At 64.6% G+C, this 13,087-nt stretch carries 10 protein-coding genes; 4 read left to right on the top strand and 6 right to left on the bottom strand.

Translation table 11 applies throughout. The features are described from left to right. Window positions 1-6 precede the first annotated feature (6 nt). Together ACX1DW_RS07930 and ACX1DW_RS07925 are read right to left on the bottom strand one after the other, a co-directional pair. Complete coding sequence (locus ACX1DW_RS07930) at window positions 7-1,035, bottom strand: RNA methyltransferase (RefSeq protein ID WP_013982889.1); 1,029 nt, start codon at window positions 1,033-1,035, stop codon at window positions 7-9. Between the two features lie 22 nt (window positions 1,036-1,057). Beyond that, entirely contained in the window at window positions 1,058-2,206 is a 1,149-nt protein-coding gene (locus ACX1DW_RS07925) for an MFS transporter (RefSeq protein ID WP_458993159.1), read from the bottom strand. A 394-nt stretch (window positions 2,207-2,600) separates the two neighbouring features. On the opposite strand from ACX1DW_RS07925, the gene ACX1DW_RS07920 reads away from it, so the two are divergent. Both ACX1DW_RS07920 and ACX1DW_RS07915 read left to right on the top strand, forming a co-directional pair. Then, window positions 2,601-2,945 (top strand): DUF1883 domain-containing protein, encoded by a 345-nt coding sequence (locus ACX1DW_RS07920; RefSeq protein ID WP_458993158.1) that lies wholly within the window; start codon window positions 2,601-2,603, stop codon window positions 2,943-2,945. Window positions 2,946-2,985: 40 nt separating this feature from the next. Then, window positions 2,986-3,975: a DMT family transporter gene (locus ACX1DW_RS07915; protein WP_208216118.1), complete on the top strand. Its 990-nt coding sequence runs from the start codon at window positions 2,986-2,988 to the stop codon at window positions 3,973-3,975. 5 nt (window positions 3,976-3,980) lie between these two features. Here ACX1DW_RS07915 and ACX1DW_RS07910 read toward each other — a convergent pair whose 3' ends face one another. Both ACX1DW_RS07910 and pnuC read right to left on the bottom strand, forming a co-directional pair. Then, a complete protein-coding gene (locus tag ACX1DW_RS07910; protein WP_458993157.1) occupies window positions 3,981-4,505 on the bottom strand; it encodes an AAA family ATPase in 525 nt (174 codons plus the stop codon). Further along, complete coding sequence (pnuC, locus tag ACX1DW_RS07905) at window positions 4,502-5,062, bottom strand: nicotinamide riboside transporter PnuC (protein ID WP_458993156.1); 561 nt, start codon at window positions 5,060-5,062, stop codon at window positions 4,502-4,504. Before pnuC ends, ACX1DW_RS07910 begins: the two co-directional genes overlap by 4 nt. Before the next feature lie 230 nt (window positions 5,063-5,292). Here pnuC and ACX1DW_RS07900 point away from each other — a divergent pair, with 230 nt between their 5' ends. Beyond that, window positions 5,293-6,390: an acyltransferase family protein gene (locus tag ACX1DW_RS07900; protein WP_458993155.1), complete on the top strand. Its 1,098-nt coding sequence runs from the start codon at window positions 5,293-5,295 to the stop codon at window positions 6,388-6,390. A gap of 98 nt (window positions 6,391-6,488) precedes the next feature. Here the strand turns inward: ACX1DW_RS07900 and ACX1DW_RS07895 are convergent, their stop codons facing one another. Beyond that, window positions 6,489-6,815 carry a DUF5629 family protein gene (locus ACX1DW_RS07895; RefSeq protein ID WP_011913350.1) on the bottom strand — a complete coding sequence of 109 codons (327 nt, stop codon included), beginning with the start codon at window positions 6,813-6,815 and terminating at the stop codon, window positions 6,489-6,491. 54 nt (window positions 6,816-6,869) lie between these two features. Continuing rightward, the gene (gene metH / locus ACX1DW_RS07890) at window positions 6,870-10,562 is read right to left on the bottom strand and encodes a methionine synthase (protein ID WP_458993154.1); all 3,693 of its coding nucleotides are present in this window, start codon (window positions 10,560-10,562) and stop codon (window positions 6,870-6,872) included. A 162-nt stretch (window positions 10,563-10,724) separates the two neighbouring features. On the opposite strand from metH, the gene ACX1DW_RS07885 reads away from it, so the two are divergent. Further along, entirely contained in the window at window positions 10,725-13,001 is a 2,277-nt protein-coding gene (locus ACX1DW_RS07885; protein WP_458993153.1) for a fatty acid cis/trans isomerase, read from the top strand. The last annotated feature ends 86 nt before the right edge of the window (window positions 13,002-13,087 follow it).

Here is a 13,087-nt window from a genome sequence, read left to right as displayed (position 1 = left end):
GCCCGATCAGCGCGGCCGCCTGCGTCCGAGCACTTGCTCGGCGCGGGCGCGCAGCTGGCCGCAGCCGCCATCGATATCCTGGCCGGCCGAATTGCGCACCTTGGTCAGCACGCCGCGGCTGTGCAGATAGCGCACGATCTGCACGATGCGCTCACCCTCAGGCCGCTGGTACGCGTCGTCTTCCAGGCTGTTGTAGGGGATCAGGTTCATCACCGCATACTTGCCCTTGAGCAGGCGCAGGATACCGTCCATCTCCTCCTGGTTGTCGTTGATGCCCTTGAGCAGCGTCCACTGATACTGGATCGGGAAGCCTGTCGCGCGGGCGTAGGTCTCGCCAAGCTCGACCAGTTCCTCCGGGGCGATCTGCGGTGCGCGCGGCAGCAGCGCCTGGCGCAAGGCACCGTCGGTACTGTGCAGCGATAGCGCCAGGGCCGGCTTGACCCGTTGCTGTGGCAGGCGCTCGAACACGCGCAAGTCTCCGACGGTGGAAAACACCAGGTTCTTGTGACCGATGCCGCCCTCCGTACCGAGCAGGTCGATCGCCTCGAGTACGTTGTCTAGGTTGTGCGCCGGCTCGCCCATGCCCATGAACACCACCTTCTTCACCGGGCGGAAGCGGCGGGCGAGGGCGACCTGAGCAACGATTTCGGCACTGCCCAGCTGGCGCAGCAGGCCGCTCTTGCCGGTCATGCAGAACACGCAGCCCACCGCGCAGCCGACTTGGCTGGACACGCACAGCCCGTCGCGCGGCAGCAGCACGCTTTCCACCATCTGCCCATCGCCAAGCTCCACCAGCAGTCTTGCCGAACCATCGGCGGCCGGGTGCTCGGAGCGCAGGCGGGCCAGTGCATCGATTTCCAGGCTCAGCGCCGGCAGACCTTCGCGCACGCTCAGCGGCAGGAAGTCCTCGGCCTGCTGCTGGCGCCGCCCGACATCGAGCGGCAGGCCCTTGAGCCAGGCGCGGGTCATCCGCCCGATATGACGGGGCTTGGCGCCGATGTCGGCGAGGCGTTGCTGGAAGTCGGGGATGCGCATAGGGCGCGCATTCTAGCCGGGCTCACGCCGCGAAGCGACGGCAGAACGGCACGATACCGAGCAGCAGGACGGCGAGCAGTGCGAAGGCCATGCCCAGCGAGCTGAAATGGGCGACCATGCCCATCATCGCCGGGCCGGCGAGCACGCCGGCAAAGCCGATGGTAGTGGCGACGGTGACGGCCAGCTGTACCGGCATGCCGTCCTGCCGGCTCAACGAGGAAATCAGCACGGGCGAAACGTTGGCGCACCCCAGGCCGCACAGCCCATAGCCGACCAATGCCAGCGCCCAGTGCTCGGCGGTCAGGCTCAGACCGATGCCGAATGCCGCCAGCATGCCGCCGAAGGCGATGACCCGCGCCGCGCCTAGGCTGTTCACCAGCGGAGCGCCAGCGAAACGGGCGATGGTGACCATCAGCGCGAAGGCCGCATAGCCGAGCCCGCCTCTGGCGACTTCCAGGCCTTTCTCGCCGGTCAGATAGAGCGCGCTCCAGTCCAGCACGGCGCCTTCGGCGAGGTAGACGACGAAGCACATCAGGCCGACCAGCATCACCAGCCCGGTCGGGCGGACGAAGGCGAGGCCACCACCGGGCGCGCGATTCGGCAGGTAGCCGCGCGCAAGGGCCAGGTTCGCCGCCACGATCACGCCGATCATCATGAAGCTACCGACCTCCGGTGCCAGACCCAGGCTCAGCAGGCCGGTCAGCACCAGCGCACCACTGATGGCGCCGAGGCTGTACATGCCGTGAAAATTGGACATCAGCCGGCGGCCGATAGCGGTTTCCACCAGCACCGCCTGAATGTTCATGATGACGTCGATGACGCCCAGGCTGCCGCCGAAACAGAACAGCGCCAGGCCCAGCCACCCGATCGAATCGGACAGCGCCATGCCGGCCAGCGCCAGGGCCAGCAGCGCGACACTGCACAGCTGCACCGGGCGAATGCCCCAGCGGGCCACCAGGACGCCGGAAATGGGCATCCAGGTCAGCGAGCCGATCCCGATGCAAAGCAGCAACAGACCGAACACCGCATCGGTCATCTCGATGCGTTCACGGACGTAAGGCACCAGCGGCGCCCAGACGGAAAGGCCGAACCCGGCCATGAAGAAACCGCAACGGGTCGCGTTGCGCACGATGGGGGCATCAATCTGAACGGTGTTACGAACCGCGAACATGGGCGGCGGACCTCGATAAGCAGGAAATGGATGTGCAGGAAAAGGCGCGACTGGGCGCCATCACCACACGGCCAGCAATCCGGTATCGAAGAGAAACAGCAGCCGACTTCCTGCGGGCAGGCTGACAGAGCAGGGACGTGACGTGCTGTACATGGCAGGAAGGAGACTTTCGGACAGGTCGGCAGAGCATACACAACCCGGTCCGTAGGACAACCCGCTCGCGGCGAGCGCGGTCAACCTCGGCGCATCAGGCCCAGGGCGATACCGATACGAGCGCCGATGTCGCCCGTCCACATGTCGATGGTCACGCCAAGCAGGATGTCCTGGGTCAGCCACTTGGGCTTCATGCCTTTCGCGGACCGGGATCGTCGGCAGGCCGGTTTCAGCGGTATGCATGCTATCGTTCTGCGCTTTGCCGCAAACCGTGTCGGAGCAGTCGATGAAGTTCATACACCAGCGCGAGCACCTTGAAGAAGGTGACATCGTCGTTATCCAGTGTTCGCAGACCTGCAATATACGTCTGATGAACGACGCGAACTTTCGCAGCTTCAAGAATGGCGGCCGGCACACTTACCACGGCGGTGCGTTCGACCGCTTTCCGGCGAGGATTGCCGCGCCAAGCTCGGGTTTCTGGAACATTACACTGGACACCGTTACTCGGCGGCCGATCAGCGTGACGCGCAAACCGAACCTCACCTATTCCATCAAGGTCATTCGACGGTCGGCGTCGCGTTCGTAGGCGCCGCGCCAGCCCGAACCCATCCCGCCGGAGCGAAGATTTGAGTCGTCGCTATCAAGAGCCCAGCCATGCGCCCACCATCAGTCGAGATGATCCGCGCGCAGGCGCGACGACGCGCGGCCATGAGCGCAAGCGTGTCACCCAGGCCCATCTCGGCATGCTGCTCTGGGCGCTGTTCGTCGGGCTTTCCTTTCCCGCGGTTGGGCTGCTCAGTGACGGGCTGCCCCCGCTGCTGCTGACGGCGATGCGCTTCGGTATCGCCGCGCTGGTACTCGCGCCGCTGGCGTGGCGCCAGAGCGACGGGCGCCCGGGCTGGCGAACCCTGTTGCTCTATGCGGCCATGGGGCTCTGCCTGGCGGGCTTCTTCGGCACCATGTTCTGGGCGGCGCATCGGGTCAGTGCACTGTCCATGGCGACTCTGTTCGTCAGCGTGCCGCTGCTGGCGTACTGCCTCGGCCGGGGACTGGGCGTCGAACAGCGCGCGGGCAGGCTGCTCGCCATTCTCGCGCTCGGGGCGAGCGGGGCGCTGGGGCTGGCCTGGGCCGAGAATGGCGGCGACTTCTCCGGGATGCAGCTGGGCTTCGGCGAGCTGGGTTTCTTCTTCGGCTGCGTCGCCTCGGCGCTCTATCCGGTGCTCAGCAAATGGGGGCTGGCCAACGGATCGTTGCCGACCCAGGCGGGCCTGCGCACTTTCTGGAGCCTGGTGGCGGGCGCTGTGCTGATCGGCCTGATGGGGGCGATATGGGAGCGCCCGGCGGCGCTGCTGCACATGAATCTGCTGGACCTGCTGCTGGTGACCTACCTGGGCGTGTTCTCCAGCGCGATGACCTTCTTCCTGCAGCAGCGCGCCACCAGCGCACTGACCCCCGGGGCGGTAACGGCCTACAGCTACCTGGTGCCCTTCGTCTCGATGCAGTTGCTGTTCTTCGATCAGCCCGCGCGCATGGGTTGGCACTGGCTGCCGGGCAGCCTGCTGGTCATCCTCGCCATCGGCCTGCTGCTGCGCCGGGACGGGCAGCCAAGCCGCTGAGGCGGTCAGCCATCCAGCAGCGCTCGTGTCCAGGCAATTGCCTGACGTTCGCGCTCGGCCCAGTCGCCAGCGATTTCAACGAACGGCTGCCGATGCTGCCGAAGCCAGTCACGGCATTGCTCACAGAAGCGCTGCCTGTCGTCTAGATCCGGCTGGCAGCGCTGGCCGTCCGCATGCCACTCGGCGCCTATGGGCGAGAGCAACAGGTGCTGGTGGTATTCGCGCGCCTGCAGTTCGGCTTCCAGCCAATCGGGGCAGTCGCCGAACAGCGTGCGGCTCCAGAGCATGTTGCTCAGCAGATGGGTGTCGAGGATCAGCAGATGCGGTGCGGCGGCCCGTGCGGCGTCTTCCCGGGCCAGTTGGTGGCGGGCAATGGCCGGGATGTCGGCCAGCGTCGTGTCGCGTTGCGTCCGCTCGATGTAGTGACGCACGTACTCGTCGACCACGAGGCCGCCAAAGCGGCGTCGCAAGCGATCGGCCAGCCAGCTCTTGCCGGTGGATTCCGGTCCGGTGAGCACGACGACCTTCATCGGGCGGCCACCAGGGTCGCACGCCATTCACGCAGCCCCATCACCGCCAGCGCTGTGAACAGCGCGTAGAGCCCGGCCGTCAACCAGTAGCCCTGATAGCTGAAAAAGCCGACGAACAACGCATCGATCACGATCCACAGCGGCCAGCACTGCAGGCGCTTGAGCGCCATCCACAGCTGCGCGAGCAGGCTGAAGGCGGTCAGGCTGGCATCGATCCAGGGAAACGCCGCCTCGGTGAAGCGAGCCATTACGCCGCCGAGCAGCAGGCTGCCTAGCACTGCCATGCCGATGCCGACCAGCACTTCCGGCCCGCTGGCCAGGCTCACGCGCCGGCCGTGCCCATCGGCGCCGCGGGTCCAGGCCCACCAGCCATACAGCTGCATCGCCGCGAAGACGCTGTGCAACAGCACCTGGGAGTACAGCCTGGCATCGAAGAAAAACCACGCATACAGCGACACCATGCTCAGTCCGATGGGCCAGCACCAGGGATTCTGCCGCACGGTCAGCCAGACGGCGATAACGCCCAGCAGCGAGGCGATCAGTTCGAGAAGCGACATGGCGGTGACCGGTGGCGAAGAACGAGGGGCGCGATCATAACGGAGCCGGGCCTCGTCCGGATCGCGGCAGGCGAGATTGAACGACCCCGACATCGACCTGTCTTGGACAATGCAAAGGCGCAGCGGGAGGCTGGCCTGATGTCGAACGAGGCCGCGAGGCGATGGAATCGATCCTGAATGACCCAGGCAATGGCTGGTAGTCGCGGCGGCTGGCGAACAACGGATGGCTTATGAGTGATGCCGGAGCGCGGCACGGCAAGAATCGCAACATTCAATTTCTTCGTGGCCTGGCAATCGTGCTGGTGCTGCTGGCCCACGGCTCGGTCATGCTGATAGGTGCCGAGGCTGTCTGGTGGGATGGGGTGCTGCAACGCTTCCTGCCGGGTGTCGGAGTCGACCTGTTCTTCCTGATATCCGGCTTCCTGATGGGTGCAACCTTCCTGCGCAAGCACAGGCAATTCGACGCGGCGGCGGTGTACGGGTTCTACAAGAAACGCATTCGCCGCGTGCTGCTGCCGACCTGGTTCTGGTCCGCGGTGGTATTGCTGTTCGCCGCGCTCGAGCCGCCACGCGGCGCACCCAGCTATTCGCTGGACACCCTGCTGGGCGTGACCGCGAGCGCGGCGTTCTTTCTCGCCAATGTGTTCAACGCGCTGCACGAGACGGATTTCGGCTACTTCTGGTCGATCGCCTTGGAAGTACAGTTCTACCTGCTTTTCCCGCTGCTGCTCCTGCTGGGCAGGGCGTTCTGGCCGGCGGTGATCGGCATCGTGCTGTGGTTCAGTTTTGCCAATCCGTTTGCGCCCGAGTGGCTGTTCCGCGCCAACGGCCTGTTCCTCGGCCTGTTGCTGTGGAAACTGTCGTCCCTGGAATCGTTTCGGCTGGTCGAACGGGACATCGAGGCGATGTCTCCTGTGAGCAAGGTGCTGGTGATGGGCCTGGCGGTGCTGGCGGCCAGCGTGCTGGCCATCGCGCTGGAGCCGTTCGCGTCGTTCCGCTGGGCGGCGACGACGCTGGTGCTGGCCGTTCCTTTCATGCTCGCGGCCTGTTCCGGCGAAGCCATCTTCGGCGCGCTCTCGCGCCCGCTGGAAGCCATAGGCCAGGTTTCCTTCTCGCTGTACCTCTGCCATATCCCGGGCTGGCTGCTGTGCATGCACTGGCTGGACGATCAGCCGGTGCTACCGCGCGTTGCGCTCTGCGTGGCGGTCTCGCTGATCGTCGCCGGGCTCAGCTACCGGTATATCGAGCGACCGCTGACCGAAGGGGCGGTATCGCGTGAACCGGCGATTGACGAGGTGGGCACCCGCGCAGCCGTCCGCAGCCGTTGACGGATGGGGGCGCCTAGCTGGGGGCGCCTTTCTGGCGTGCCTGGATGGAGGGCGCCCGATGGGGGCGCCTCAACGGGGTGCGGCTGAGGTGCAGTGGACTACTCGTCCTCGTCCTCGCCGCCAATGGCGCTGAGGCATTGCAGGCGGTGCGGGCCTTCCAGCAGCCAGCTTTCATCGTCGGCGTCGCGCTGCGCCTCCATGATCTGGTTGTAGCTGAACTGCCACTGGCGGCGGGTCCGGCCGTCCACCAGGTCGATGGTCAGCAAGGTGGCCTCGCTGGCGAACGGCTGGTTGGCTTCGGCGGCTGCGTCGGCCTGATCCAGCACGGCTTCGTCGAGCGCGAACTGCCACGCGTGCAGGCCGTCGATGATTAGCATGTCAGCATTTTCGAGTTCGTCGATCAGCCAGGGTGTTTCCGATGACATGGTGCACTTGCTCCGTGGATCGAACGCAGGCGTCGGGAAACGCCCGCGTCGAGATCAGTTGTCGTAGCCCAGGTTCGGCATCAGCCAGCGCTCACTGATGGCCAATTCCTGGCCCTTGCGCTGGCTGTAGCTTTCCACCTGATCCTTGTCGATCTTGCCGACGGCGAAATACTGCGCCTCGGGATGGGCGAAGTACCAGCCGCTTACCGCCGCGGTGGGCAGCATGGCGTAGTGCTCGGTAAGCGTGACCTGGCTGATGCCGTCGGCATCCAGCAGCTGGAACAGCGTGCCCTTCTCGGTGTGGTCCGGGCAGGCCGGGTAGCCGGGGGCAGGGCGGATGCCCTTGTACTGCTCGCGGATCAGTTCCTCGTTACTCAGCCGCTCGTCAGGCGCATAGCCCCAGTAGTGCTTGCGCACCTGCTCGTGCAGCCATTCGGCACAGGCCTCGGCGAGGCGGTCGGCCAATGCCTTGACCATGATCGAGTTGTAGTCGTCGCCCTTGTCCTGATAGGCCTTGGCCAGTTCCTCGGCACCGATGCCAGCGGTGCAGATGAAACCGCCCACGTAGTCGGTGATGCCGGTGCTCTTCGGTGCCACGAAGTCGGCCAGCGACAGGTTCGGCTTGGCGTCCGGCTTGATGGTCTGCTGGCGCAGGTGGTGCAGGGTGGCCAGCTTCTCGCCGTTGTCACCGTACACTTCCAGGTCATCGTCCTGGACCTGGTTGGCTGGCCAGAAGCCGAACACCGCACGTGCGCGGATCAGCTTCTCGTCGACCAGCTTTTTCAGCATGGCCTGGGCATCGTTGAACAGCGAGGTGGCCGCTTCGCCAACCACCTCGTCCTCGAGGATGCGTGGGTACTTGCCGGCCAGGTCCCAGGCGATGAAGAAAGGCGTCCAGTCGATGTAGTCGACCAGGGTGCGCAGATCGATGTCTTCCAGCACCTGGCGGCCGGTGAAGCTCGGTTTGACAGGGGCGTAGCTGCTCCAGTCGAACGGCGGCTTGTTGGCGATGGCATCTAGGTAGCTCAGGCGTTCGGTGCGCGCACTGCGGTTGGCGGTGCGCTCGCGGATCATGGCGTACTCCTCGCGGGTCTTGTCGACGAACGCCGGCTTGAGTTCCTTGGACAGCAGGGTGGTGGCCACGCCGACTGCACGCGAGGCATCGGTGACATAGACCACTGCATCGTTGCTGTACTGCGGGTCGATCTTCACCGCGGTGTGCGCCTTGGAGGTGGTGGCGCCGCCGATCATCAGCGGCAGGCTGAAGCCCTGGCGCTGCATTTCCTTGGCCACATGAACCATTTCGTCCAGCGACGGGGTGATCAGCCCGGAAAGGCCGATGATGTCGCACTTCTCGGCGATGGCGGTCTGCAGGATCTTTTCCGCCGGCACCATCACGCCCATGTCCACCACGTCGTAGCCGTTGCAGCCCAGCACCACGCCGACGATGTTCTTGCCGATGTCGTGCACGTCGCCCTTGACGGTCGCCATGAGGATCTTGCCCTTGGCTTCCGGCTTGTCGCCCTTTTCCGCCTCGATGAACGGGATCAGGTGGGCCACGGCCTGCTTCATCACGCGGGCAGACTTGACCACCTGGGGCAGGAACATCTTGCCGGCGCCGAACAGATCGCCCACCACGTTCATACCGGCCATCAGCGGGCCTTCGATCACCTCGATGGGGCGTGCGCACTGCTGGCGGCACTCCTCGGTGTCCTCGACGATGAAGGCAGTGATGCCCTTGACCAGCGCGTGCTCGAGGCGCTTGTCCACCGGCAGATTGCGCCATTCCTCGGTCTCGGCTTCCTTGACCGAGCCATCGCCCTTGTACTTGTCGGCGATCTCCAGCAGCGCCTCGGTGCCGCCGGCGCTGCGGTTGAGCACCACGTCCTCGACCGCGTCGCGCAGCTCCTTCGGGATCTCGTCGTAGATCTCCAATTGGCCGGCGTTGACGATGCCCATGGTCAGGCCCGCCTTGATCGCATGGAACAGGAACACCGAGTGGATCGCTTCGCGCACCGGGTTGTTGCCGCGGAAGGAGAACGACACGTTGGACACGCCGCCCGAGGTCAGCGCGTAGGGCAGGTGGTCGCGTATGTAGGCGCAAGCCTCGATGAAGTCGACCGCGTAGTTGTTGTGCTCTTCGATGCCGGTGGCGATGGCGAAAATGTTCGGGTCGAAGATGATGTCTTCCGGCGGGAAGCCCACCTCGTTGACCAGAATGTCGTAGCTGCGCTGGCAGATTTCGCGCTTGCGTGCAGCGGTATCGGCCTGGCCGGCTTCGTCGAAGGCCATCACCACCACCGCGGCGCCGTAGCGCTTGCACAGGTGGGCGTGGTGCTTGAACTGCTCGACACCTTCCTTCATGGAGATGGAGTTGACGATGCCCTTGCCCTGGATGCACTTGAGGCCCGCCTCGATCACTTCCCACTTGGAGGAGTCGATCATGATCGGCACGCGGGAAATGTCCGGCTCGCCGGCGATCAGGTTGAGGAAGGTGACCATGGCCGCCTTCGAATCCAGCATGCCCTCATCCATGTTGATGTCGATCACCTGGGCGCCGGCTTCCACCTGCTGCAGGGCCACTTCCAGCGCTTCGGTGTAGTTCTCCTCGCGGATCAGGCGGGCGAATTTGGCCGAACCGGTGATGTTGGTGCGCTCGCCAACGTTGACGAACAGCGAGCTGCGATCGATGGTGAAGGGCTCCAGGCCGGACAGGCGGCAGGCCTTTGGAATGTCCGGGATCACGCGCGGGGGGTACTTGGCCACCGCCTCGGCAATCGCCTGGATATGCGCCGGCGTGGTGCCGCAGCAGCCGCCGATGATGTTGAGGAAACCGCTGGCGGCGAACTCCTCGACCACCGCGGCCATTTCTGCCGGCGTTTCGTCGTACTCGCCGAAGGCATTGGGCAGGCCGGCGTTGGGGTGGGCGGACACGTGGGTGTCGGCCTTGTTGGCCAGCTCTTCCAGATAAGGGCGCAGGTCCTTGGCGCCCAGGGCGCAGTTCAGGCCTACGGAGATCGGCTTGGCATGGCGCACCGAGTTCCAGAACGCCTCGGTGGTCTGGCCTGACAGCGTGCGGCCGGAGGCGTCGGTGATGGTGCCAGAGATCATGATCGGCAGCTCGACGCCATCTTCCTCGAATACCTGCTGGACAGCGAAGATCGCCGCCTTGGCGTTCAGCGTGTCGAAGATCGTTTCGATCAGAATCAGGTCGGCGCCGCCCTCGATCAGGCCACGGGTGGCTTCGGTGTAGTTCTCCACCAGCAGGTCGAAGGTGACGTTGCGGTAGCCGGGGTTGTTGACGTCCGGCGAGATGGAGCAGGTGCGGCTGGTCGGGCCGAGCACGCCGGCGACGAAACGCGGGCGATCCGGCGTCTCGGCGGTCTTGGCATCGGCCACTTCCCGAGCCAGGCGCGCACCTTCCACGTTCAGCTCGTAGACCAGTTCTTCCATGCCGTAGTCGGCTTGGGAGACCCGGGTAGCATTGAAGGTGTTGGTTTCCAGAATGTCGGCGCCGGCATCGAGATAGGCCTTCTCGATGGCCTGGATGACGTCGGGGCGGGAGAGCAGCAACAGGTCGTTATTGCCCTTCACGTCGCTCGGCCAATCGGCGAATCGCTCGCCCCGGTAGTCGGACTCCTCCAGCTTGTAGCTCTGGATCATGGTCCCCATACCACCGTCGAGAATCAGGATGCGCTGGCTGAGCGCGTGCTGGAGGGCCTGAAGTCGGGCGTTGCGAGCGGACATGGGAACTACCTGAAAAGCGGGAACGAAAAGAGCGCGAATGATAGCAAAGCTGCATGCTTTTTTAGCTGTCGCGCATTTGCATGAAGATTATTCAGGTTGGGCAGGCAAGCGACGTTTGTCGTGCACGCATAGAATGCAGGGTCACTTTCAGGCGTTCGTTTCATGTCCCACCGTTTCTGGCTCGGCTGTCTGTTCCTGCTCATCGGCAGCGCTGCACAGGCCGAAGTCCTCTCCTATCAGCGCGATATCCAACCGATCTTCACCGCCAAGTGCGTGGCCTGCCATGCCTGCTATGACTCGCCGTGCCAGCTCAATCTGGGCAGCGGCGAGGGTGCCGAGCGTGGTGCGAACAAACTGCCGGTCTACAACGGTGTGCGTTCCAAGGCGCAGGCGCCGACCCGCCTGTTTCTCGACGCCGAGGAAACAGACGCCTGGCGGCGCAAGGGGTTTCATGGGGTGCTCGATGCCCAGGACACCCAGGCTGCGCTGATGGCGCGCATGCTGGAACTTGGCCACAGCCAGCCACTGACGCCCAATGCCAAGCTGCCCGCCGAGCTGAGCATCGGCATCGGCCGGGAGAACACCTGCCCGCTGCCCGAAGAGTTCGATGGCTATGCACGCAAGAACCTGCACGGTGGCATGCCTTTCGCTGTGACCGGCCTCAGCGATCAGGAATACGCGACGCTGCAGCGGTGGCTGGAGCAGGGCGCTCCGGTCGAGCATCGGCAGCTGCAACCGTCGCCGGCGGAAGCACTGCAGATCGAAGAATGGGAGCGCCTGCTGAACACGCCCGGCCCGCGCGGCACGCTGGTCGGACGCTGGCTGTATGAGCACCTCTTCATTGCCCACCTGTATTTCGAAGATGGCGAGCGCGGGCATTTCTATCAGCTGGTACGCTCGCGTACACCCAGCGGTGAGCCAATCGATCCCATTGCCACGCGGCGGCCGAACGACGATCCGGGTACCCGCTTCAGCTACCGCTTGCGCCCCATCAGCGATGTGATCGTGCACAAGACGCATATCACCTATCCCTTGAGTGCGACGAAGCTGGCGCGGGTCAGATCGCTGTTCTTCGCAGACGACTGGACCGTCGAATCGCTACCCGGTTATGGCGCGAATCACCGGGCCAATCCGTTCAAGACCTTCCAGGCGATTCCTGCCGAGGCGCGTTACCAGTTCATGCTGGATAACGCCGAGTATTTCGTGCGCACCTTCATTCGCGGGCCGGTCTGCCGTGGGCAGATCGCCACGGACGTGATTCGCGACAACTTCTGGGTCTTTTTTCAGGACCCGCAGCATGACCTCTATATCACCGACCGTCGCTTTCGTGAGCAGGCCACACCGCTGCTAGCCATGCCGGGTCAATTCGACGAGATGGGCGATCTGCTGGCGTTCTGGAAGACCTACCGCGTGAAGCGCAACCAGTACGAGCAGCTGCGCACCAAGGCTTACGCCAACGCACCGGCCGATTGGCCGCAGATCTGGGCAGGTAACGAGAACGCCTTGCTCAGCGTGTTCCGCCAGCATGACAGCGCCTCGGTGCGCAAGGGGCTGATCGGCGAGATTCCACAAACGCTGTGGTGGATGGACTATCCGTTGCTCGAACGCACCTACTACCAGCTGGTGGTCAACTTCGACGTGTTTGGCAACGTATCCCACCAGGGCCAGACGCGGCTGTATTTCGACCTGATCCGTAACGGCGCCGAGCTCAACTTCCTGCGGCTGCTGCCGCCTGCGTCGCGTCAGGCCATCCTGGATGATTGGTACGAGAAAAGCGGTCAGCTCAAGCTGCTGCTGGCCTACACATCGGTCGACCGCGCGACACCCACACAGCTTGCGCTGGACAGTGGCGATCCCAAGCGCGCGTTCGCCCGGCAGCTGCTGGCGCGGCACGCGGGTATCAACGCCGCTCCCGACCCGATCAACCGCTGCCAGGGCACGCACTGCTATCGCGACGACCAGCCGGCCGAGCTGCAGCGTGTCGAACAGGCGCTCAGCCGGCTGACCAACCGGATGGCGGCCGGTATGCCTGCCATCCTGCATCTGCCCGAGGCGACCCTGGTGCGGGTCGAGTACCCCGGGGACCGTCGGGAAATCTACAGCCTGCTGCGCAACCGGGCTCACAGCAACGTGGCGTTCATGTTTGGCGAGTCGCTGCGCTGGCAGTCGCGCCTGGACACCCTGACAGTCTATCCGGGCATCCTCAGCAGCTACCCGAACTTCATCTTCAACCTGCGGGCAGCGGACGTCCCGACCTTCGTTGCGGCGATGGAGCAGGTGAGGGCGGGCGCCGATCTCGAGCGGCTGGTCGAGCGCTGGGGCATCCGCCGCAGCCATCCGCAGTTCTGGCACTACTTCAACGATCTGACGCGCTATCTCGAGGAGACCGAGCCGGTAGAGGCCGGCGTTCTAGATATGAACCGTTATGAAAACCTCTAGCAGGCGTTTCAGGGCGATCCACGGAACGTGGAACTTGAAATCCGATAGTCCGACTAAAATACTAGGACTTAACCGTGGCAGTGGTT

The organism is Stutzerimonas sp. KH-1, from assembly GCF_054483855.1.
This window is presented reverse-complemented; position numbering and strand designations above follow the sequence as displayed.